17 protein-coding genes are annotated in these 20,189 nt (G+C 50.1%); 11 read left to right on the top strand and 6 right to left on the bottom strand.

Annotated features, from left to right (window positions below; translation table 11 throughout):
* The first annotated feature begins 126 nt into the window (after positions 1 to 126).
* Positions 127 to 1,953 (top strand): AAA family ATPase, encoded by a 1,827-nt coding sequence (locus tag FOY96_RS20850; protein ID WP_137493228.1) that lies wholly within the window; start codon positions 127 to 129, stop codon positions 1,951 to 1,953.
* A gap of 166 nt (positions 1,954 to 2,119) precedes the next feature.
* Here FOY96_RS20850 and copM read toward each other — a convergent pair whose 3' ends face one another.
* The 4 genes from copM to silR form a co-directional block, all read right to left on the bottom strand.
* Complete coding sequence (gene copM / locus FOY96_RS20845) at positions 2,120 to 2,470, bottom strand: CopM family metallochaperone (RefSeq protein ID WP_049013324.1); 351 nt, start codon at positions 2,468 to 2,470, stop codon at positions 2,120 to 2,122.
* A gap of 147 nt (positions 2,471 to 2,617) precedes the next feature.
* Positions 2,618 to 3,049: a silver-binding protein SilE gene (gene silE / locus FOY96_RS20840; protein ID WP_023321967.1), complete on the bottom strand. Its 432-nt coding sequence runs from the start codon at positions 3,047 to 3,049 to the stop codon at positions 2,618 to 2,620.
* A 250-nt stretch (positions 3,050 to 3,299) separates the two neighbouring features.
* Positions 3,300 to 4,775 carry a copper/silver sensor histidine kinase SilS gene (gene silS, locus FOY96_RS20835; RefSeq protein ID WP_137493227.1) on the bottom strand — a complete coding sequence of 492 codons (1,476 nt, stop codon included), beginning with the start codon at positions 4,773 to 4,775 and terminating at the stop codon, positions 3,300 to 3,302.
* Entirely contained in the window at positions 4,768 to 5,448 is a 681-nt protein-coding gene (gene silR, locus FOY96_RS20830) for a copper/silver response regulator transcription factor SilR (protein WP_004118020.1), read from the bottom strand. Before silR ends, silS begins: the two co-directional genes overlap by 8 nt.
* Before the next feature lie 189 nt (positions 5,449 to 5,637).
* On the opposite strand from silR, the gene silC reads away from it, so the two are divergent.
* The 7 genes from silC to FOY96_RS20795 all read left to right on the top strand — a co-directional run bounded on the left by silC (position 5,638) and on the right by FOY96_RS20795 (position 15,304).
* On the top strand, positions 5,638 to 7,023 hold the full coding sequence (gene silC, locus FOY96_RS20825; RefSeq protein ID WP_023331517.1) for a Cu(+)/Ag(+) efflux RND transporter outer membrane channel SilC: 1,386 nt from the start codon (positions 5,638 to 5,640) through the stop codon (positions 7,021 to 7,023).
* A gap of 28 nt (positions 7,024 to 7,051) precedes the next feature.
* A complete protein-coding gene (gene cusF, locus FOY96_RS20820; protein WP_001246153.1) occupies positions 7,052 to 7,405 on the top strand; it encodes a cation efflux system protein CusF in 354 nt (117 codons plus the stop codon).
* Between the two features lie 113 nt (positions 7,406 to 7,518).
* Positions 7,519 to 8,811, top strand: a complete 1,293-nt coding sequence (gene silB / locus FOY96_RS20815; protein ID WP_137493226.1) for a Cu(+)/Ag(+) efflux RND transporter periplasmic adaptor subunit SilB — start codon at positions 7,519 to 7,521, stop codon at positions 8,809 to 8,811.
* 10 nt (positions 8,812 to 8,821) lie between these two features.
* A complete protein-coding gene (gene silA / locus FOY96_RS20810) occupies positions 8,822 to 11,968 on the top strand; it encodes a Cu(+)/Ag(+) efflux RND transporter permease subunit SilA (RefSeq protein ID WP_137493225.1) in 3,147 nt (1,048 codons plus the stop codon).
* Positions 11,969 to 12,053: 85 nt separating this feature from the next.
* The gene (locus FOY96_RS20805) at positions 12,054 to 12,494 is read left to right on the top strand and encodes a DUF411 domain-containing protein (RefSeq protein WP_015387182.1); all 441 of its coding nucleotides are present in this window, start codon (positions 12,054 to 12,056) and stop codon (positions 12,492 to 12,494) included.
* Positions 12,495 to 12,591: 97 nt separating this feature from the next.
* Positions 12,592 to 15,066, top strand: a complete 2,475-nt coding sequence (silP, locus tag FOY96_RS20800) for an Ag(+)-translocating P-type ATPase SilP (protein ID WP_131653157.1) — start codon at positions 12,592 to 12,594, stop codon at positions 15,064 to 15,066.
* 40 nt (positions 15,067 to 15,106) lie between these two features.
* Positions 15,107 to 15,304: a DUF2933 domain-containing protein gene (locus FOY96_RS20795; RefSeq protein ID WP_004388331.1), complete on the top strand. Its 198-nt coding sequence runs from the start codon at positions 15,107 to 15,109 to the stop codon at positions 15,302 to 15,304.
* 33 nt (positions 15,305 to 15,337) lie between these two features.
* Here the strand turns inward: FOY96_RS20795 and FOY96_RS20790 are convergent, their stop codons facing one another.
* Both FOY96_RS20790 and FOY96_RS20785 read right to left on the bottom strand, forming a co-directional pair.
* Positions 15,338 to 16,075 (bottom strand): peptidoglycan DD-metalloendopeptidase family protein, encoded by a 738-nt coding sequence (locus FOY96_RS20790; protein ID WP_137493224.1) that lies wholly within the window; start codon positions 16,073 to 16,075, stop codon positions 15,338 to 15,340.
* A gap of 288 nt (positions 16,076 to 16,363) precedes the next feature.
* The gene (locus tag FOY96_RS20785; RefSeq protein ID WP_001023257.1) at positions 16,364 to 16,813 is read right to left on the bottom strand and encodes a copper resistance protein; all 450 of its coding nucleotides are present in this window, start codon (positions 16,811 to 16,813) and stop codon (positions 16,364 to 16,366) included.
* 234 nt (positions 16,814 to 17,047) lie between these two features.
* On the opposite strand from FOY96_RS20785, the gene pcoA reads away from it, so the two are divergent.
* From pcoA to pcoC, 3 genes are read left to right on the top strand one after another with little or no spacing between them, the layout of a single operon-like run.
* Positions 17,048 to 18,865 (top strand): multicopper oxidase PcoA, encoded by a 1,818-nt coding sequence (gene pcoA / locus FOY96_RS20780; RefSeq protein WP_143347673.1) that lies wholly within the window; start codon positions 17,048 to 17,050, stop codon positions 18,863 to 18,865.
* Positions 18,866 to 18,870: 5 nt separating this feature from the next.
* A complete protein-coding gene (gene pcoB / locus FOY96_RS20775) occupies positions 18,871 to 19,761 on the top strand; it encodes a copper resistance outer membrane transporter PcoB (protein ID WP_001378118.1) in 891 nt (296 codons plus the stop codon).
* 39 nt (positions 19,762 to 19,800) lie between these two features.
* On the top strand, positions 19,801 to 20,181 hold the full coding sequence (gene pcoC, locus FOY96_RS20770; protein WP_000025662.1) for a copper resistance system metallochaperone PcoC: 381 nt from the start codon (positions 19,801 to 19,803) through the stop codon (positions 20,179 to 20,181).
* The last annotated feature ends 8 nt before the right edge of the window (positions 20,182 to 20,189 follow it).

Here is a 20,189-nt window from a genome sequence, read left to right as displayed (position 1 = left end):
GATCATAATCCAGAAATGTCGTTAAGATATTCTCAATAACGGTTATCCCTGCATGCTGGCAGGCATTTGAAAATATATTTTGTATTCAGGTTGCAGCAAAACGCTTTCTTACACACAGGACTTCATATGCGGCTCAAAAAATTAAAACTGAAAAACTTCAGAGGCTACAGAAACTCTACATCAATCATTATTGATGAAGGCATGACGGGCATTGTTGGTCGTAATGACTTTGGGAAATCAACGCTTCTGGAAGCGCTGGCTATTTTTTTTGAAACAGAAGGAATGAAGGCTGACAAGAATGACATGAACTGTTTCAGCCTGAGAGAAGGGGAGGGCCGTTTTGAAATAGCCTGTGAATTCGATGATCTGCCCGATTTTATCATGATCGACGACAGGGTGCAGACCACGCTCGCCTCAGAACATCTGCTGAATGAAGACGGCAATTTTGAAATCGTCAAAACGTTTAAAGCAACGACCTCAGGAAAACCGGAGCAGACCTGCATCCGCTGCATCCACCCGGATGAGGAGCCCCTGAGAAATTTACTGGGCATGAAAATTTCCGAACTCAAGGCGGTGGGAAAAGAAGTTGAAAAAAATGTGGCGGATAAACGCACCGCATCGTTATGGCGTCAGGCCATCAGGGAAGCCGCCGCTCCCTATACCTGTTCGGAAATGTTGCTGGATGTCGATAAAGAGTTTGGAACCGACACAAAATCATTATGGGGTAAGATCCTCGATTTGCTGCCCACGTATGCGATTTTCAAAGCCGACAGGGAAAGCAGCGACGGGGATTCAGAAGCTAAAAACCCCTTACAGCAGGCCGTAAAAGACGCTCAGGCGGCGCTGCAGGACAAAATTACAGCGCTGGAAAATGAGATCCAGGACAGCGTACTGGATGTCGCACAGAGAACGCTGGATAAATTACGTGAAATGGCCCCCGAACTCGCCAGTGAACTGACTCCACGATTTAAGGAAAAACCCAAGTGGACCTTCAATTTCACCCTGGACGGGGAAAATGGCATCCCCATCAATAAGCGCGGCAGCGGGATAAGGAGGCTTATCCTGTTGAATTTTTTCCGGGCTGAGGCTGAAAAGAATGTCGCGGGGACGCCCAGAAACATGATTTATGCCATCGAAGAGCCTGAAACGTCACAGCATCCAAACTATCAGATGATGCTGATGAAAGCGTTGCTGGCACTGGCAGGCCAGCCGCACCGTCAGATTATCGTCACCACCCATGTCCCGGCGCTGGCCGGATTGATCCCTGTCGAAGGTGTACGTTATGTCACCCGAAATGAGGCGGGTGAACCCGTAGTAAAAATGCCGGATGACGCTGTGCTGAAGGAAGCCACTGAAAGCCTGGGGGTGCTACCAGAGACCGGTATGGAAAGGGCGCAGGGGATTGTTCTGGTAGAGGGAAAGTCGGATGTCACTTTCCTGAGGCATGCGGCCAGTTCATTAAAACAGTCAGGTGTGCTGCCAGCCTCTCTGGAGGACGTGAAAATAGTGCCAGTCCTCATAGGAGGGTGTGGCAGCGTCAAACACTGGGTTACATTGAATCTGGCCAACGATCTGGGGCTTCCCTGGTGCGTTTTTCTGGACTCCGATATTGGGGGAGACCCTGCACAGGTTATGTCCATTCAGAAACGTAAAAGAGAAGTGGAGGATGCCGGTAAGGTATTCTTCGCCACGCGTAAACGTGAAATAGAGAACTATCTCTGCCCGGATCTGATCGAAGAAATGACCGGTGTAGCCGTCACGTTTACGGACACCTGTGATGCTAAAAAAATAATTGGCCGGGCGGTGGGAATGAAGCCCGATAATGTGCTTGATAAATTCTGGCCCCGGATGACAGCGGAAAGAATCATCTCAAGATCAACCTATCATGACGGAATGCAGGAAAGGATTGAGCTGGTTGAGATCCTGAGCGATATTGTTGCCATGACGAGATAATGTGTAAAAATTATCGCTGCTGCATATATTCCGGTCCACAGCAAAGGACCGGAGTATAGTATATAAAAAACCCGAAATTAATCGGGTTTTAATTATTTAACGTTTAACAGGCTCCCGTGCCCGGGAGTGAATTAAAATTACGCTTATTATGGCGTTTTTGCAATCTTTATTTTTGACTGCCAAGCCATTTATTCATCTGCTCGATTTCACCTTTCTGAGCTTTAATGATGTCCTGCGCAAGCTTTCTCATTTCGGGATCTTTTCCATACTTCAGCTCGGTTTCAGCCATTGCTATTGCCCCTTCATGGTGTGCAACCATGCCTTTTGCAAAGGCCTTGTCGGGATCTGGCTCATTAACGGCGGCCATCATTTTGTCATGCATATCTTTCATCCCCGCCATGTATTCCTGTGACGATGCTGATGAGGTCATATCTGACATGTTCATTTCAGAATGTTCAGCAGAAATTGCAGGCAGGGATAACATCAGTATTACAAATAGGGAATTTTTGATTTTCATACAATAGTTCCTTGTAAGGTAGTTACCGGTTAATTGTAGCTGAGTCAGATAAAAAAGCCCCCTGATGGGGGCCAAAATGTAGCCACATATACGGTCAAGGAATAATCTATCAAGGAAAGGTTAAAAGCACGGATACTACAGTCGCATTCAGCCTGCATTGCTCATACGGCGGTGCGCTTCGGCCATGGCCTGATGTGGGCCGGACTGACCGTTATTCATGAATTCGTGGGCAACCGCTGCTCTTTCATGCTCATCCATCGCAGCGTAAGACGTTGACGAAACGGGCGTGGATACAGTGTTATTTCCCATCATCTTCTGATGACTTTCCACCATTTTCTGGTGCGCATCCGCCGATCCGTTCGTCATGGTTTCATGAGCAATAATGGCCTGTTCATGCTGGTCCATACCGGCCATACGAGGAGCAGTCCCCTGGATCCCGACAGGAGCCGCAGCAGACTGCATCTGGTGAGCAGGAGCCTGTGCATTGTTGACGCGTTCATGAATATTCACGGTTTCAGTGGCCCAGGCCGAAGAAATTAAACCAAAGCCCAGCAAGGATGCTAATACGATATTTTTCATGATAAATCTCCATTTCTGAATTAGTGATGTCCGGGGAAGTACAACCGGTGTTTTCAGTTCCATAACTGAAACAGGTTCGGCAGTGTTTATTTCTCCGGGAGAGGACTGGATATTCATTTCCTGGCGTACTCTGACGCCGGGTATTGATGAAGCAATCCAGCCTTCCTGATAAGTTGCACTAATTATATCGAATGGCTTCTGTTTGCTGCATGACAGGCTAATGACATCTTTGTCATTTAAATCTTTATTCTCAGTATTGGGTTTCCGGAATCATTTTCTCAAGTCTGGGCACGGATAAGATAAAACGAGTTGAGCGTACGTCCGATTCCACCTGCACTCTTCCGTGATGTGCTTCCACGATTGACTTCACAATCGCAAGGCCGATGCCGCTGCCTTCTCCTTTTCGTTGTCTGGACGGATCCACCCGATAAAAACGGTCAAACAGCCTTGATAAATGCTCTTCAGGGATTGGTTTCCCCGGATTTTCAATCACAAGGTCAAAAAAGCTCTCCTGCTCTCTTATTGAGACGGTGATTGCCTGTCCCTCTGGGGTATAACGCAGGGCATTGGATAACAGATTATTGATCGCTCTTCTGAACATTTGTGGATCTCCCTCAACCAGGCAGGGCATCCCGTTAAATTTGAGCGTGATATTTCGTTCTTCGGCCCAGGCTTCGAAAAACTCGAAGACTTTCATGACTTCTGCTCTGAGGTCAAACCGAACCCTGTCAGGTATCAGCTGATTATTGTCCGCCTGCGCCAGGAACAGCATGTCGCTGACCATTTTTGTCATCCGGTTATACTCTTCAAGGCTGGAATAGAGGACATCCTCAAGTTCCTTCTGGGTTCGATCCTGACTCAGAGCGATTTCAGTCTGCGTCACCAGATTGGTGATGGGTGTTCTGATCTCGTGCGCGATATCGGCAGAGAAATTGGCCTGGCGGGTAAAAACATCCTCAATCTTTCCAATCATATGATTGAACGAGATAACCAGCTGCTCCAGCTCAATGGGAACGCGTGTCGGTTCCAGCCGCGCATCAAGATTCTCGGAGGTGATGTTTTTAATGGCATTGCTGACATTACGAAGTGGCAGGTGCCCCTGACGGACAGCAATGCGAATGATCAGAACAATTAGCAGACTTATCACGACAGCGATCGCAATCAGATTTTTTTTCAGCGCATCGAGGTAATGGAGATGGAAATTAATGGAGAGGCCAGTCAGCATGACATAGTTCTGCTGTTTGCCCTGAAATATCGCCTGACCAGAGGAAGCGATAATTCTGTATGTTTCCATCTTCATTCCGGACCCGGTATCCATCGGTCTCGCAGGATCCTCCACCGTCCAGAGAAAGACATCACGTGCACGGCTATGCTCGCTAAAATCGGCTGAATTCACAGCAGAGCGTAAAGCAGCCCCCTGCACAGAGCTGTACAGCACCTCTCCCCGGGGATTAAGTAGCAAAAGAACAACGTTACGGTAGCTGGCGATCGATTCCTTTATTTTGCTTATTTTCTTTTCATCCGGATCAACCGGAGACTGCAGGATACGGTTTAGTGTGGTGCTGATTTGGTGCAGATCGCTGACATCCTGCTCGGCAAAATGCTTATCAACAGAATGCAGCATAAACCAGGTGAAGGCGATAAACGCCAGTATTGTGGACAGGCTGATAAAAAAGGTCAGCCGCAGAGCGAGTGAGAAAGGTCGTCTGGACGGTTTGCTATGCATCCGGGATCTCCAGCATGTAGCCCACGCCCCGCACTGTCTGGATCAGTTTTGTCTCGTAATCGTTGTCTATTTTAGCGCGGAGTCGCTTTACTGCGACATCAATCGCGTTAGTGTCGCTGTCAAAATTCATGTCCCAGACCTGAGAGGCAATCAGGGAGCGGGGAAGAACTTCTCCCTGATGGCGAATGAAGAATTCCAGCAGGCTGAACTCTTTACTGGTGAGCACAATGCGGTTCCCGGCGCGGCTAACTTTTCTGGATACGAGATCAATAGAGAGGTCAGCCACCTTAAACTGGCTTTCCGTGATCATCGTGTTTCCCCGCCTCAGAAGAGTTCTCACCCGGGCCAGCAGTTCGGCAAACGCAAAGGGTTTAACCAGATAATCGTCCGCACCCAGTTCCAGTCCTTTGACCCTGTGTTCGATCGTGCCGAGGGCCGTCAGCAGTAAGACCGGCATACCCTTTCCGGCAGTGCGCAGCATGCGGATGATATCCCAGCCGTTCACATCAGGCAGCATGATGTCCAGAATGACTAAATCATACTCGGCTGTCATGGCGAGATGATATCCGGTAAGACCATTATCAGCGTGATCCACTACGAACCCTGCCTCTGTAAGCCCTTTGCTGAGATATTCACCTGTTTTAATTTCGTCTTCGACGATCAATATTTTCATCTTGCTCCCCGGCTGGCTGCTAAGGTCATTCTATTGCGCCCACGATCGTTATCAACGGATTACAGCAAAAATGACAACATTGTCATTATCCTGTCACCCGCCAAACAGAGAGCGTTCGGTAAAGTACCCCTATCAATACTCTGGACTTCATTTGAACCATTTACCAGGTCTGCCTGGACGAGAAGCGTTATGTTCAAATTAAAATTACTCAGCATTAGCACGATATTCATCCTGGCCGGTTGTGTCTCTCTGGCTCCTGAATATCAGCGCCCGGCAGCACCGGTACCCCAGCAGTTTTCACTGTCCCGAAACAGCCTGACGCCAGCAGTGAATGGTTATCAGGATACGGGCTGGCGTAACTTTTTTGTCGATCCCCAGGTTACACGGCTGATTACTGAAGCCCTGAATAATAACCGTGATTTGAGAATGGCTGCCCTGAAGGTTGAAGAGGCCCGGGCCCAGTTCAACGTCACGGATGCAGATCGTTATCCCCAGTTGAATGCCTCATCCGGGATCACATACAGCGGTGGCCTGAAAGGCGACAAGCCGACCACACAGGAGTACGACGCGGGTCTGGAACTCAGCTATGAGCTCGATTTTTTCGGCAAACTTAAGAACATGAGTGACGCTGATCGCCAGAACTACTTTGCCAGCGAAGAAGCCCGTCGGGCCGTACACATCCTGCTGGTATCCAACGTTTCACAAAGCTATTTCAGCCAGCAACTGGCGTACGAACAACTCCGTATTGCGCGGGAAACGCTGAAAAATTATCAACAGTCCTATGCTTTCGTTGAGCAGCAGCTCGTGACCGGGAGTACGAACGTTCTGGCGCTTGAACAGGCGAGAGGACAAATCGAAAGTACCCGCGCCGAAATAGCCAAACGAGAAGGCGATCTGGCTCAGGCAAACAATGCCCTGCAACTGGTGCTGGGAACGTACCGCGCACTTCCGTCAGAAAAAGGGATGAAAGGCGGGGAGATAGCACCAGTAAAATTGCCACCAAATCTGTCTTCACAAATTTTGCTGCAGCGACCGGATATTATGGAAGCGGAATATCAGCTGAAAGCGGCTGATGCCAATATTGGCGCAGCGCGAGCGGCCTTTTTCCCCTCCATTACCCTGACCAGTGGTCTTTCCGCAAGCAGTACGGAGCTGTCCAGCCTGTTTACGTCAGGAAGTGGAATGTGGAATTTTATCCCTAAAATTGAAATTCCTATATTTAATGCTGGCAGGAATAAAGCCAATCTGAAGCTGGCTGAAATTCGCCAGCAACAGTCGGTGGTTAATTACGAACAAAAAATTCAGTCAGCCTTTAAGGATGTTTCCGACACGCTTGCGCTGCGCGACAGCCTTAGCCAGCAACTTGAGTCACAGCAGCGTTATCTTGATTCACTTCAGATAACTCTCCAGCGTGCCAGAGGATTGTATGCAAGTGGTGCTGTCAGTTACATCGAAGTGCTGGATGCAGAACGTTCCCTCTTCGCTACGCAGCAAACCATTCTCGATCTTACCTATTCCCGACAGGTTAACGAAATTAATCTGTTTACCGCGCTGGGTGGCGGTTGGGTAGAGTAAATTTATTTAATTAATCAGGAAATTAAAAATGCGTAATTCACTTAAAGCCGTTTTATTTGGTGCCTTCTCTGTCATGTTCTCTGCCGGTCTTCATGCTGAAACACATCAGCATGGCGATATGAATGCTGCCAGTGATGCTTCGGTACAGCAGGTTATCAAGGGCACCGGTGTCGTTAAAGACATTGATATGAATAGTAAAAAAATCACCATTTCGCACGAAGCAATCCCTGCGGTGGGCTGGCCTGCAATGACCATGCGCTTCACTTTTGTTAATGCAGACGACGCTATCAATGCCCTGAAAACCGGCAACCATGTCGATTTCTCGTTTATTCAGCAGGGCAATATCTCCTTACTCAAAAGCATTAACGTTACGCAATCCTGATTGACACTCCGGAGCGAATACATCCAGTGCGCCTGAACATTCATTAAGGGATTACTGTGAATGAATGATCGGGCGCATATGCCAGGTGTTTTGATTTTTCAGCGAGAAATTGTATGGCTTCTTTAAAGATAAAATATGCTGCAATAATTATCAGCAGCCTCATAGCAGGAGGGCTGATATCGGTTACTGCCTGGCAGTATTTAAACTCATCACAAAAAACAGTACAAACAGAACAAAAGGCACCGGAGAAAAAGGTACTTTTCTGGTATGACCCGATGAAACCGGATACTAAATTTGATAAACCCGGAAAATCTCCCTTTATGGATATGGACCTGGTGCCGAAATATGCTGATGAAAGTGGCGATAAAAGCAGTGGCGGGATCCGTATCGATCCAACTCAGGTTCAGAATCTGGGATTAAAAACGCAAAAAGTCACGCGAGGAATGCTGAATTATTCTCAGACAATCCCGGCTAATGTCAGTTACAACGAATATCAGTTTGTCATTGTGCAGGCGCGTTCTGATGGTTTCGTCGAAAAAGTGTATCCCCAGACGATTGGCGATCATGTGAAGAAAGGCACTCCGCTTATCGATATCACCATTCCTGAATGGGTTGAGGCACAAAGTGAGTTTCTGCTGTTATCCGGTACAGGCGGTACGCCAACCCAGATAAAAGGGGTTCTGGAGCGACTTCGTCTGGCTGGTATGCCGGAAGAAGATATTCAAAGGCTGCGTTCAACCCGCACAATCCAGACCCGTTTTACCATTAAAGCACCTATTGATGGTGTCATTACTGCATTTGACCTGCGCACCGGCATGAATATTTCCAAAGATAAGGTGGTGGCTCAGATTCAGGGGATGGACCCGGTCTGGATCAGCGCTGCAGTGCCAGAATCTATCGCCTATCTGCTGAAAGATACGTCGCAGTTTGAAATTTCGGTACCGGCTTATCCGGATAAAACATTCCATGTCGAAAAATGGAACATTCTTCCCAGCGTGGATCAGACAACCCGTACGCTTCAGGTCCGTCTCCAGGTTTCTAATAAGGATGAGTTTCTCAAGCCGGGCATGAATGCCTATCTGAAACTGAATACCAGGAGCCAGGAGATGCTGCTGATACCAAGCCAGGCCGTTATCGATACCGGCAAAGAACAGCGCGTGATTACTGTTGATGATGAAGGCAAGTTTGTGCCGAAACAGATCCACGTTCTGCATGAGTCACAGCAACAGTCCGGCATCGGCTCCGGCCTGAATGAAGGCGATACCGTGGTGGTCAGTGGCCTGTTCCTCATTGACTCTGAAGCCAATATTACGGGCGCACTGGAACGTATGCGCCACCCTGAAAAAACAGAAAGCAGTATGCCAGCAATGTCTGACCAGCCTGTAAATATGCATTCAGGGCACTGAGGAGACGACGATGATTGAATGGATTATCCGGCGCTCTGTCGCCAACCGTTTCCTGGTCATGATGGGGGCCCTGTTTCTCAGCATCTGGGGCACATGGACGATTATTAACACGCCTGTCGATGCCTTGCCTGACCTGTCAGATGTGCAGGTCATTATCAAAACCAGCTATCCCGGCCAGGCCCCGCAGATTGTAGAAAACCAGGTCACCTATCCACTTACCACCACCATGCTGTCCGTGCCTGGCGCAAAAACCGTGCGTGGTTTTTCACAGTTCGGTGATTCGTATGTGTATGTCATTTTTGAAGACGGCACCGATCTGTACTGGGCCCGTTCCCGCGTGCTGGAGTACCTGAACCAGGTACAGGGAAAACTGCCCGCCGGTGTGAGTTCTGAAATCGGTCCGGACGCCACGGGGGTGGGCTGGATATTTGAATATGCCCTTGTCGATCGCAGCGGAAAACACGACCTTTCAGAACTGCGTTCTCTGCAGGACTGGTTCCTGAAATTTGAGCTGAAAACCATCCCGAACGTGGCTGAGGTCGCTTCGGTTGGCGGCGTGGTGAAACAGTACCAGATTCAGGTCAATCCGGTAAAACTGTCTCAGTATGGTATCAGCCTGCCCGAAGTGAAACAGGCCCTTGAATCGTCTAACCAGGAGGCCGGTGGCTCATCCGTTGAAATGGCCGAAGCTGAGTATATGGTCCGTGCCAGCGGTTATCTTCAGAGCATTGATGATTTTAATAACATCGTCCTGAAAACAGGCGAGAACGGCGTGCCGGTTTATCTGCGGGATGTTGCCCGCGTGCAGACCGGGCCTGAAATGCGGCGTGGTATTGCCGAGCTGAACGGCCAGGGCGAAGTCGCTGGCGGCGTGGTGATCCTGCGGTCGGGTAAAAATGCACGCGACGTTATCACGGCAGTGAGGGATAAACTTGAGACGCTGAAGGCCAGCCTGCCGGAAGGTGTTGAAATCGTGACCACCTACGATCGCAGCCAGCTCATCGACCGGGCGATTGATAACCTCAGTTCCAAACTTCTGGAAGAGTTTATCGTGGTGGCCATCGTCTGTGCCCTGTTCCTGTGGCACGTACGTTCTGCCCTGGTGGCGATTATCTCTCTGCCGCTTGGCCTGTGTATCGCCTTTATCGTCATGCACTTCCAGGGACTAAACGCCAATATCATGTCGCTGGGAGGGATAGCTATTGCCGTCGGTGCGATGGTGGATGCCGCCATTGTGATGATTGAGAATGCGCATAAACGGCTTGAGGAGTGGGATCATCAGCATCCGGGTGAGCAGATTGACAACGCCACCCGCTGGAAGGTGATTACCGACGCCTCCGTGGAAGTGGGACCCGCACTGTTTATCAGCCTGCTGATCATCACCCTGTCCTTTATTCCTATCTTTACCCTGGAAGGTCAGGAAGGACGTCTGTTTGGCCCGCTGGCATTCACGAAAACGTACTCCATGGCGGGAGCGGCCGCGCTGGCCATCATTGTCATTCCGATCCTGATGGGATTCTGGATCCGGGGAAAAATTCCTGCCGAGACCAGTAACCCCCTGAACCGGGTGCTGATCAAAGCGTATCATCCATTGCTGCTGCGGGTCCTCCATTGGCCAAAAACAACCCTGCTGGTTGCGGCCTTGTCCATTTTCACCGTTATATGGCCATTGAGTCAGGTGGGGGGGGAGTTTCTGCCGAAGATCAATGAGGGCGACCTGCTGTATATGCCATCAACATTGCCTGGCGTCTCTCCGGCAGAAGCTGCAGCACTCCTGCAGACGACGGACAAGTTAATCAAAAGCGTTCCTGAAGTGGCCTCTGTATTTGGCAAGACCGGTAAAGCAGAGACCGCAACGGATTCCGCACCGCTTGAAATGGTGGAAACCACGATCCAGCTCAAACCTGAGGATCAGTGGCGTCCGGGTATGACGATTGACAAGATTATTGAAGAACTCGACAAGACCGTCCGTTTACCGGGTCTGGCAAACCTCTGGGTTCCGCCAATCCGTAACCGTATTGATATGCTCTCAACCGGGATCAAAAGCCCGATAGGTATCAAGGTCTCAGGGACTGTCCTGGCCGATATTGATGCGACTGCGCAGAGTATCGAGGCGGTAGCCAAAACCGTGCCGGGCGTGGTGTCTGCCCTGGCTGAGCGACTTGAAGGCGGGCGTTACATCGATATCGATATCAACCGGGAAAAAGCGTCCCGTTACGGTATGACTGTTGGTGATGTACAGCTGTTTGTCTCATCAGCCATCGGCGGCGCAACGGTAGGGGAAACGGTTGAAGGCGTGGCCCGCTACCCGATTAATATTCGCTATCCGCAGGATTATCGGAACAGTCCAAATGCATTGAAACAGATGCCGATCCTGACCCCGATGAAGCAGCAGATCACGCTGGGCGATGTCGCGGATATTAAGGTCGTTTCAGGGCCGACTATGCTGAAAACGGAAAATGCCCGTCCAGCCAGCTGGATTTACATTGACGCGCGCGGCAGGGATATGGTGTCGGTGGTTAATGATATTAAAACGGCTATCAGTCAGAAAGTGAAACTGAGACCGGGTACCAGCGTGTCATTCTCCGGACAATTTGAACTGCTTGAGCACGCCAACAAGAAACTTAAATTGATGGTGCCGATGACGGTGATGATCATTTTCATCCTGTTGTATCTGGCGTTCCGCCGGGTTGATGAAGCGTTGTTGATCCTGATGAGTCTGCCGTTCGCCCTGGTTGGCGGGATATGGTTCCTGTACTGGCAGGGCTTCCATATGTCAGTCGCAACCGGAACCGGGTTTATCGCCCTGGCCGGTGTGGCAGCAGAGTTTGGCGTGGTCATGCTGATGTATCTGCGTCATGCCATTGAAGCGCATCCGGAACTGTCAAACAAAGAAACGTTCACACCGGAAGGTCTTGATGAAGCCCTTTATCATGGTGCCGTGCTGCGTGTCCGGCCGAAAGCCATGACCGTGGCGGTGATCATCGCGGGTCTGCTGCCGATACTCTGGGGTACCGGCGCAGGTTCAGAAGTCATGAGCCGTATCGCGGCCCCCATGATTGGCGGGATGATCACAGCTCCGCTGCTGTCCCTGTTCATTATTCCTGCCGCCTATAAACTCATCTGGCTGCGCAGACATAAAAAGAGCGTGTCATAACCCTGAAAGGGCACCCCTGCGGGTGTCCTTTTGCATAAATTCACCCTGACGTCAGGGTTTATATCGATAACATACAGAGGTGAGTATGAAAAAAATAATTTTAATGACCCTGGCTTTTGGCCTTTCACTTCCGGCAATGGCAGGTGAAAAAGTAATAGACATGTACAAGTCTGAAAACTGTGGTTGCTGTTCCCTGTGGGACAAGGCGATGGAAAAGGACGGGTTTGAGGTGCGGACCCACGTCATGAATGATCAGGCCCTGTCAGCCCTGAAAGAAAAATATGCTGTTCCTGCTGAGCTGAGAAGCTGTCATACCGCAGTTACTGGTAATTTGATCATTGAAGGCCATGTGCCTGCAGCCACGATACATAAGGCAATGCTGTCTGGTTCAGGGATTTATGGTCTTGCCACCCCGGGCATGCCTGCGGGGAGCCCGGGAATGGAGATGGGGGCCCGTAAAGAGGCTTACGATGTTATTGCATTCTCTCCGGAGGGCAGTAAAAAAGTCTTCCAGCGAATCGAATAGTCAGCGGAACGGCTGATAACGGGACGCCGGCAGCAGGCACTCCTGTGCCGGCGACATTCGTGGTAATCGCATCCATGACATACCCTGAAGACAGAAAATGCTTCAGGCATGCATAAGGAGAGTTACTGTGAAAAATGACAATGTAGTGCAACACAACAACCAGACTGCTTCTGAACAGACATTATCCCCGGACGAGAGCCACGTATTGCATAAGGTGAGAGATCCCGTGTGCGGGATGGCATTCCTGCCCGACAAGGCGCACAGCAGCATTCGATACCAGGACCATCAGCTTTATTTCTGCTCTGCCAGCTGTGAGAGTAAATTTACAGCCCATCCCGACCGTTATCTTACCGAAGATGCCAGTGAACATTCCCACCACCACCACGATCACCACGAAGTCAGCCCAGACCAGATAAAACAGCCTCACCATCAGGCGGAGAAAGATATTTCTGAAGGTGTGTGGACATGTCCGATGCACCCGGAGATACGCCGCAGTGGTCCCGGAAGCTGTCCTGTCTGTGGAATGGCACTGGAACCGCTCGTAGCCACGGCATCGACGGGGCCGAGTGATGAACTTCGCGACATGACAAGACGCTTCTGGCTGGGGTTGTTGCTGGCGTTTCCGGTTCTGATACTCGAAATGGGATCTCATCTGTTTCCCGCCTTGAGGAATACAGTACCGCCACAATACAACACATGGCTGCAGCTGCTTCTGGCCTCTCCAGTCGTGTTGTACTGTGGCTGGCCATTCTTCGCCCGGGCCGGAATGTCGTTGCGTAACCGCTCCCTGAATATGTTTACCCTTGTTGCAATGGGGACCGGCGCAGCCTGGGTTTACAGCGTCATTGCAACCGTCTTCCCCTCCTGGTTTCCTGCATCGTTCAGAAACATGGATGGCCTGGTGGCCGTTTATTTTGAAGCCGCAGCAGTAATTACGGTGCTTGTTCTGCTGGGACAGGTTCTTGAACTGCGGGCACGGGAACAAACCTCAGGTGCCATTACTGCGCTTCTGAACCTTGCCCCCAAAACAGCCAGGCGGCTGGATCATGACGGTCATGAAACGGATATTAATGCAGAAGATGTCCTGCCTGGCGATAAGCTCCGCATCAGACCTGGAGAGAGTATTCCGGTCGACGGTATCGTGGTCGAAGGCAAAACAACCGTTGATGAATCGATGGTGACCGGGGAGTCTATGCCGGTTACCAAAAAAGAGGGTGAACCTGTCATTGGGGGGACGATTAATCAGACAGGTAGTCTTATCATCCGAGCAGAGAAAGTCGGTGATGAAACGATGCTCTCACGAATTGTTCAGATGGTCGCTGATGCACAGCGTTCGCGTGCCCCCATCCAGAGAATGGCAGACAGCGTTTCAGGCTGGTTTGTTCCTCTGGTGATACTTATCGCGGTTGTTGCTTTCTTGATCTGGTCTGTCTGGGGGCCCGAGCCCAGGATGGCGCACGGTCTCATTGCGGCTGTGTCGGTCCTGATTATTGCCTGTCCCTGCGCGCTGGGACTGGCCACGCCGATGTCGATAATGGTGGGGGTGGGCAAAGGCGCCCAGGCCGGGGTGTTAATCAAGAATGCCGAAGCCCTTGAGCGTCTTGAAAAAGTGGACACGCTGGTTGTCGACAAAACAGGCACGCTCACGGAAGGTTCGCCTACGGTGACAGGGATTATCAGTCTCAGTCCGGGTGGGGAAATATCTCTTTTACGTGTAACAGCTGCAGTGGAAAAAGGTTCGCAGCATCCGTTGGGTATGGCTGTTGTCAGAGCCGCGCAGGAAAAGGGGATCGTGATACCTGCCGTCAGTAATTTCAATGCCCCGTCGGGGAAAGGTGTCTCAGGCGATGTCGAAGGTCAACGGGTTGTTATTGGTAATGAACTGGCTATGCAGGAAAACAGTATCGTTATTGATAATCAAAAGGCCGTTGCGGATACGTTGCGGATGGAAGGCGCTACCGTTATCTATGTGGCCACAGACGGGAACCTTGCAGGCCTGATAGCTATCTCGGATCCCGTGAAAGCAACCACGCCGGATGCGCTTAAAGCTTTGCGTCAGGCGGGGATCCGCATTGTTATGCTCACCGGGGATAACCAGCTTACTGCTGAAGCAGTCGCACGGAAACTGGGAATAGATGAGGTTGAAGCCGGGATTCTGCCGGATGGCAAAAAAGCAGTGATAACCCGACTGAAAGAGTCTGGCCATGTGGTTGCGATGGCCGGAGACGGTGTGAATGATGCCCCGGCGCTGGCAGCGGCTGACGTGGGTATAGCCATGGGAACGGGTACAGATGTGGCAATAGAAAGTGCTGGCGTTACCCTTCTCAAAGGCGATTTGATGATACTCAACAGGGCCCGTCATCTGTCAGAGATCACCATGAAAAATATCCGGCAGAATCTGTTTTTTGCGTTTATCTACAATGCTCTTGGGGTGCCTGTAGCTGCAGGTCTGCTTTATCCTGTGTATGGAATACTGCTGTCGCCAGTTATTGCGGCGGCGGCTATGGCCCTTTCCTCCGTTAGCGTCATTGCAAATGCGTTGCGTCTGAAAAGTGTCAGGCTCGGGAAATAACCCTGAATGAAGGGTCTGTTACTAACAGAAGGAGTCCGGTATGAAAAGTACAACCTATGCGCTTATTGCTGTCGCCGCGATTGCGGCATTTGCTCTCCTGCGCGAACACTGGTCACATGTGGCAGGCTACTGGCCATATCTGTTACTGCTGCTTTGTCCGCTCATGCATCTTTTCCACGGTCACGGGGGGCATGGAGATCATCAACATCACGGAAGTGAAAACGATAAAAAAAATTAATCCGGCAGACGGGACCGCGTCGCGGTCCCGTTATCAGTCCAGGTATCGTTCGTAGTCTCTGACATGCGCAAAGGCATGCTGTTCGAGTTTGTTATCAGCGGGTGCCGCCGTCCGGAACGCCAGTGAGTTAACAGGATTGTTATTGATGACCAGCTCGTAATGCAGATGAGGACCGGATGAACGTCCGCTGTTACCGGATAACGCAATAGCGTCTTCCCGGGTAACCCTGGCCCCTTTAGTAACGAGTATTTTATTGAGGTGGAGATAGCGAGTTTTAACACCGGCTTTTCCCGTTACTTCAACAAAATATCCCATGGTACTGTTGTATTCGGCCCGGGTGATTTTTCCGTCGATGACGCTGACTATTTTCGTGTTCATGGGCATGGAATAATCAATGCCATTATGGGGACTCACTTTTCCCGATACCGGGTTAAGTCTTGCAGGATTGAAAGGCGAACTGAGTCTTGCTGTGGCCGGTAACGGATAATCGAGACTGCCTTTCCCGGAAGTATCGGAAAGGTTATAGAACTTTTTATCTGATATACGATACGCCGTGTAATTAAATGAACCGGACGTAAATTTATAGGCCACGACACGTGATTTTCCCGCTTTCTTTTGCAGTACGAGTTTTAATGATTCATTTTTTTTCAAATGCCGCAGATTAAACCGGGAAGGCAAGGAGCGCTGAAGAGTAGCGATCTCGTTCGATTCCAGCCCCGAGCGGGTGGCTGAAAGGTAGGCATTTTCTTTTACGACATCGGTAGAATACATTTACTGGAATTCGCCGTTAGCATGAACACTGCGGCGTATGCTAGGGGTTTTCAGGAGGCGTGTCATCTGTCAGTTAATCGGGAGCACCGTTGATGGTCGTCATTTTTGTAACATATCTTGTTTCCCGTTTGCTCCTGAAGCTCTGGGAACTGTATGACCAGCCCGACGGTGATGATTAACGGGACTGAAACAGGTTACGGCAGAGCAATATGGGGCTCATGTCCTGCTACGTAACCCGTCAGTAAAGCCCTGCTGCGCACCTGACGCTAAGCACTAACCCGCCTGCAGTTACCTGGTCGAATACAGCCCGCGAAGCTTTCTTGCCTGCGTCTGATGTGCTTCCGCACCGGCATTATTGACCTGCTCATGCACGAGAGCGGCTTTTTCTCCGGCATTCAGTTCGTTAAAAGAAGAAGACGAGGTCTTTGAATTTGCATCACTGCCGGACAGCATTTTTTTATGTTCCTCAATCATTTTCTGATGCGCATAGGACGCGCTGTTGTTCATAAATGAATGAGCAACAATGGCCCTTTCATGTTCATTCATTTCAGAGAATGAGGGCGTGTTGTTTTTATTAACCCTGTCCGGTAAGTTTTCATGCGTCGAGGAATTCACATGACTGACGGCTGAGGCATTATTAACAAATCGATGTGCTTCATGGGCAATATCACTGGACTGAGCAAAAGCTGCCCCACAAAATAAAGCTGTAAACGCAGTGGTCGTGATTAATATATTCATGTGTAATTACCTTCTGAGGTACATAAAAGATGTCCTTATGATCATATATAAAAATAATCAACCTGTGGGGAAGATGACGTAAATGTAATACAGCTATGTACATTACACGATTGTAATGAATTTGTTTCTTAAGGTGTGCTAGATTCATTTCATTGTAAGTGGATGAACCAGTAATTTAATTTAAATCGGTTCTCGAATTCTGTCAGTAACCATACTTTAAATAAGGGAATGCGCATGCTGTTGAAAACGTCTCGACGAACTTTCCTGAAGGGGTTAACCCTCTCTGGCGTAGCCGGAAGTCTTGGCGTATGGAGTTTCAATGCGCGTTCCAGTCTGAGCCTGCCAGTTGCCGCATCCCTGCAGGGTACTCAGTTTGACCTGACCATTGGTGAAACGGCCGTCAATATCACGGGCAGTGAGCGTCAGGCCAAAACAATCAATGGAGGCCTGCCGGGGCCCGTTCTTCGCTGGAAAGAAGGTGACACCATTACCCTGAAGGTCAAAAACCGTCTTAATGAACAGACGTCCATTCACTGGCACGGCATTATTCTTCCGGCCAATATGGATGGTGTTCCGGGGCTGAGTTTTATGGGCATAGAGCCTGATGATACCTACGTTTACACCTTTAAGGTTAAGCAGAACGGGACTTACTGGTACCACAGCCATTCCGGTCTGCAGGAACAGGAGGGGGTATACGGTGCCATTATCATCGATGCCAGGGAGCCAGAACCGTTTGCTTACGATCGTGAGCATGTGGTCATGTTGTCTGACTGGACCGATGAAAATCCTCACAGCCTGCTGAAAAAATTAAAAAAACAGTCGGATTACTACAATTTCAATAAACCAACCGTTGGCTCTTTTTTCCGCGACGTGAATACCAGGGGGCTGTCAGCCACCATTGCCGATCGGAAAATGTGGGCTGAAATGAAAATGAATCCGACTGACCTCGCGGATGTCAGTGGCTACACCTACACCTATCTCATGAACGGGCAGGCCCCGCTGAAAAACTGGACCGGACTGTTCCGTCCCGGTGAAAAGATACGCTTACGGTTTATCAACGGCTCGGCAATGACCTATTTCGATATCCGTATCCCCGGGCTGAAAATGACGGTCGTGGCTGCAGATGGCCAGTATGTAAACCCGGTTACCGTTGACGAATTCAGGATTGCCGTTGCCGAAACCTATGATGTCATTGTGGAGCCTCAGGGTGAGGCCTATACCATCTTCGCACAATCCATGGACAGGACCGGTTACGCTCGAGGGACACTGGCCACGAGAGAGGGGTTAAGTGCTGCCGTTCCCCCCCTCGATCCCCGTCCTCTGTTGACCATGGAAGATATGGGTATGGGGGGAATGGGACATGATATGGCAGGAATGGACCACAGCCAGATGGGAGGCATGGATAACAGCGGAGAGATGATGTCTATGGACGGTGCTGACCTTCCGGATAGCGGGATATCCTCCGCGCCCATGGATCACAGCAGCATGGCCGGTATGGATCATTCCCGGATGGCCGGAATGCCGGGTATGCAAAGTCATCCTGCGTCAGAAACGGATAACCCACTGGTTGATATGCAGGCGATGAGCGTCTCTCCGAAATTAAATGATCCGGGTATTGGTCTTCGAAATAACGGAAGAAAGGTTCTCACGTACGCGGATTTGAAAAGCCGCTTTGAGGATCCTGACGGACGTGAACCTGGCCGTACCATAGAACTGCATTTAACCGGCCACATGGAAAAGTTTGCCTGGTCATTTAACGGAATCAAGTTTTCAGATGCCGCACCGGTGCTGCTGAAATACGGTGAGCGGCTCAGGATCACGCTGATCAACGATACCATGATGACTCACCCCATTCACCTGCATGGTATGTGGAGCGATCTGGAAGATGAAAACGGTAATTTCATGGTTCGTAAACACACAATAGATGTTCCCCCTGGTACAAAACGCAGTTACAGAGTGACAGCAGATGCGCTTGGCCGCTGGGCGTATCACTGCCATTTGCTCTATCACATGGAAATGGGAATGTTTCGTGAAGTCCGGGTGGAGGAATGATGCGAATGAAGAGAAATTTGAAGGCCATACCTGTTCTGGTCGCCGGTTTGTTTACCTCACAGCTTTCTATTGCGGCGGGCTCCGTCTCTGCAGATCCCCACGCCGGGCACGACATGTCTGCCATGCAGATGCCAGCAGATGAGAATTTCACTGAGATGACGTCAATGGAGCCCATTGTAACTGAGAGCAGAACGCCAATTCCGCCTGTTACCGATGCCGACCGGAAGGCTGCATTCGGCAATTTACAGGGGCATGCGATTCACGACAGTGCGATTAATTATCTGGTTCTGCTGGATCAACTGGAATGGCAACGGTCGGATAACACCAACAATTTCAGCTGGAGTGTTAACAGCTGGATTGGAGGCGACACAGATCGGATTTGGCTAAAGAGTGAAGGTGAACGAAGCAATGGGGAAACGGAGGCGGCTGAAGCGCAGTTACTCTGGGGACATGCGGTTGGCCCATGGTGGGATTTGGTTGCGGGTGTTAGGCAGGATTTCAGACCTGCTTCTGCCCGGACCTGGGCTGCTGTCGGTTTTCAGGGGCTGGCACTCTATAATTTTGAGTCTGAAATTACGGGTTTTGTCAGTAATGGCGGAAAAGCAGCCCTTCGTCTGGGAGGAGAATACGACGTTTTACTGACTAACCGGCTCATACTCCAGCCATCCTATGAGGTGAATTTCTACAGTCAGGATGATGAATCGCGGGGTCGCGGCAGGGGACTGACTGACACAGAGCTGGGGCTCCGGCTGCGCTATGAAATACGCCGTGAGTTTGCACCCTATATAGGCGTTTCCTGGAATCAACTTTACGGGAAAACATCCGATATGGCGAAAAGAGAAGGTGAGAAAGACCATCAGGTAGTATTCCTGGCGGGAGCCAGAATCTGGTTTTAACGCACTGATATAAAACACTCAACTAAACAGGTAAATAAAATGTCGATTTTAAATAAAGCCATTCTTACAGGTGGCCTCGTTATGGGCGTTGCTTTCTCTGCTATGGCCCATCCGGAATTAAAAAGCTCTGTGCCACAGGCTGATTCAGCCGTAGCGGCCCCGGAAAAGATTCAGCTTAATTTCTCGGAAAATCTGACCGTGAAATTCTCAGGTGCAAAATTAACGATGACGGGTATGAAAGGCATGTCATCACATTCTCCGATGCCGGTCGCGGCAAAAGTGGCGCCAGGCGCTGACCCTAAATCGATGGTCATTATTCCGCGAGAGCCTTTACCCGCTGGCACTTATCGTGTTGACTGGCGCGCGGTTTCTTCAGATACGCACCCTATTACCGGTAATTACACCTTTACAGTGAAGTAATATTATGA

The sequence above is a fragment of the Enterobacter asburiae genome, assembly GCF_007035645.1.
GTDB lineage: Bacteria > Pseudomonadota > Gammaproteobacteria > Enterobacterales > Enterobacteriaceae > Enterobacter > Enterobacter asburiae_B.
The sequence above is the reverse complement of the archived record's forward strand: the minus strand, read 5'-3'. Positions and strand labels throughout refer to the sequence as shown.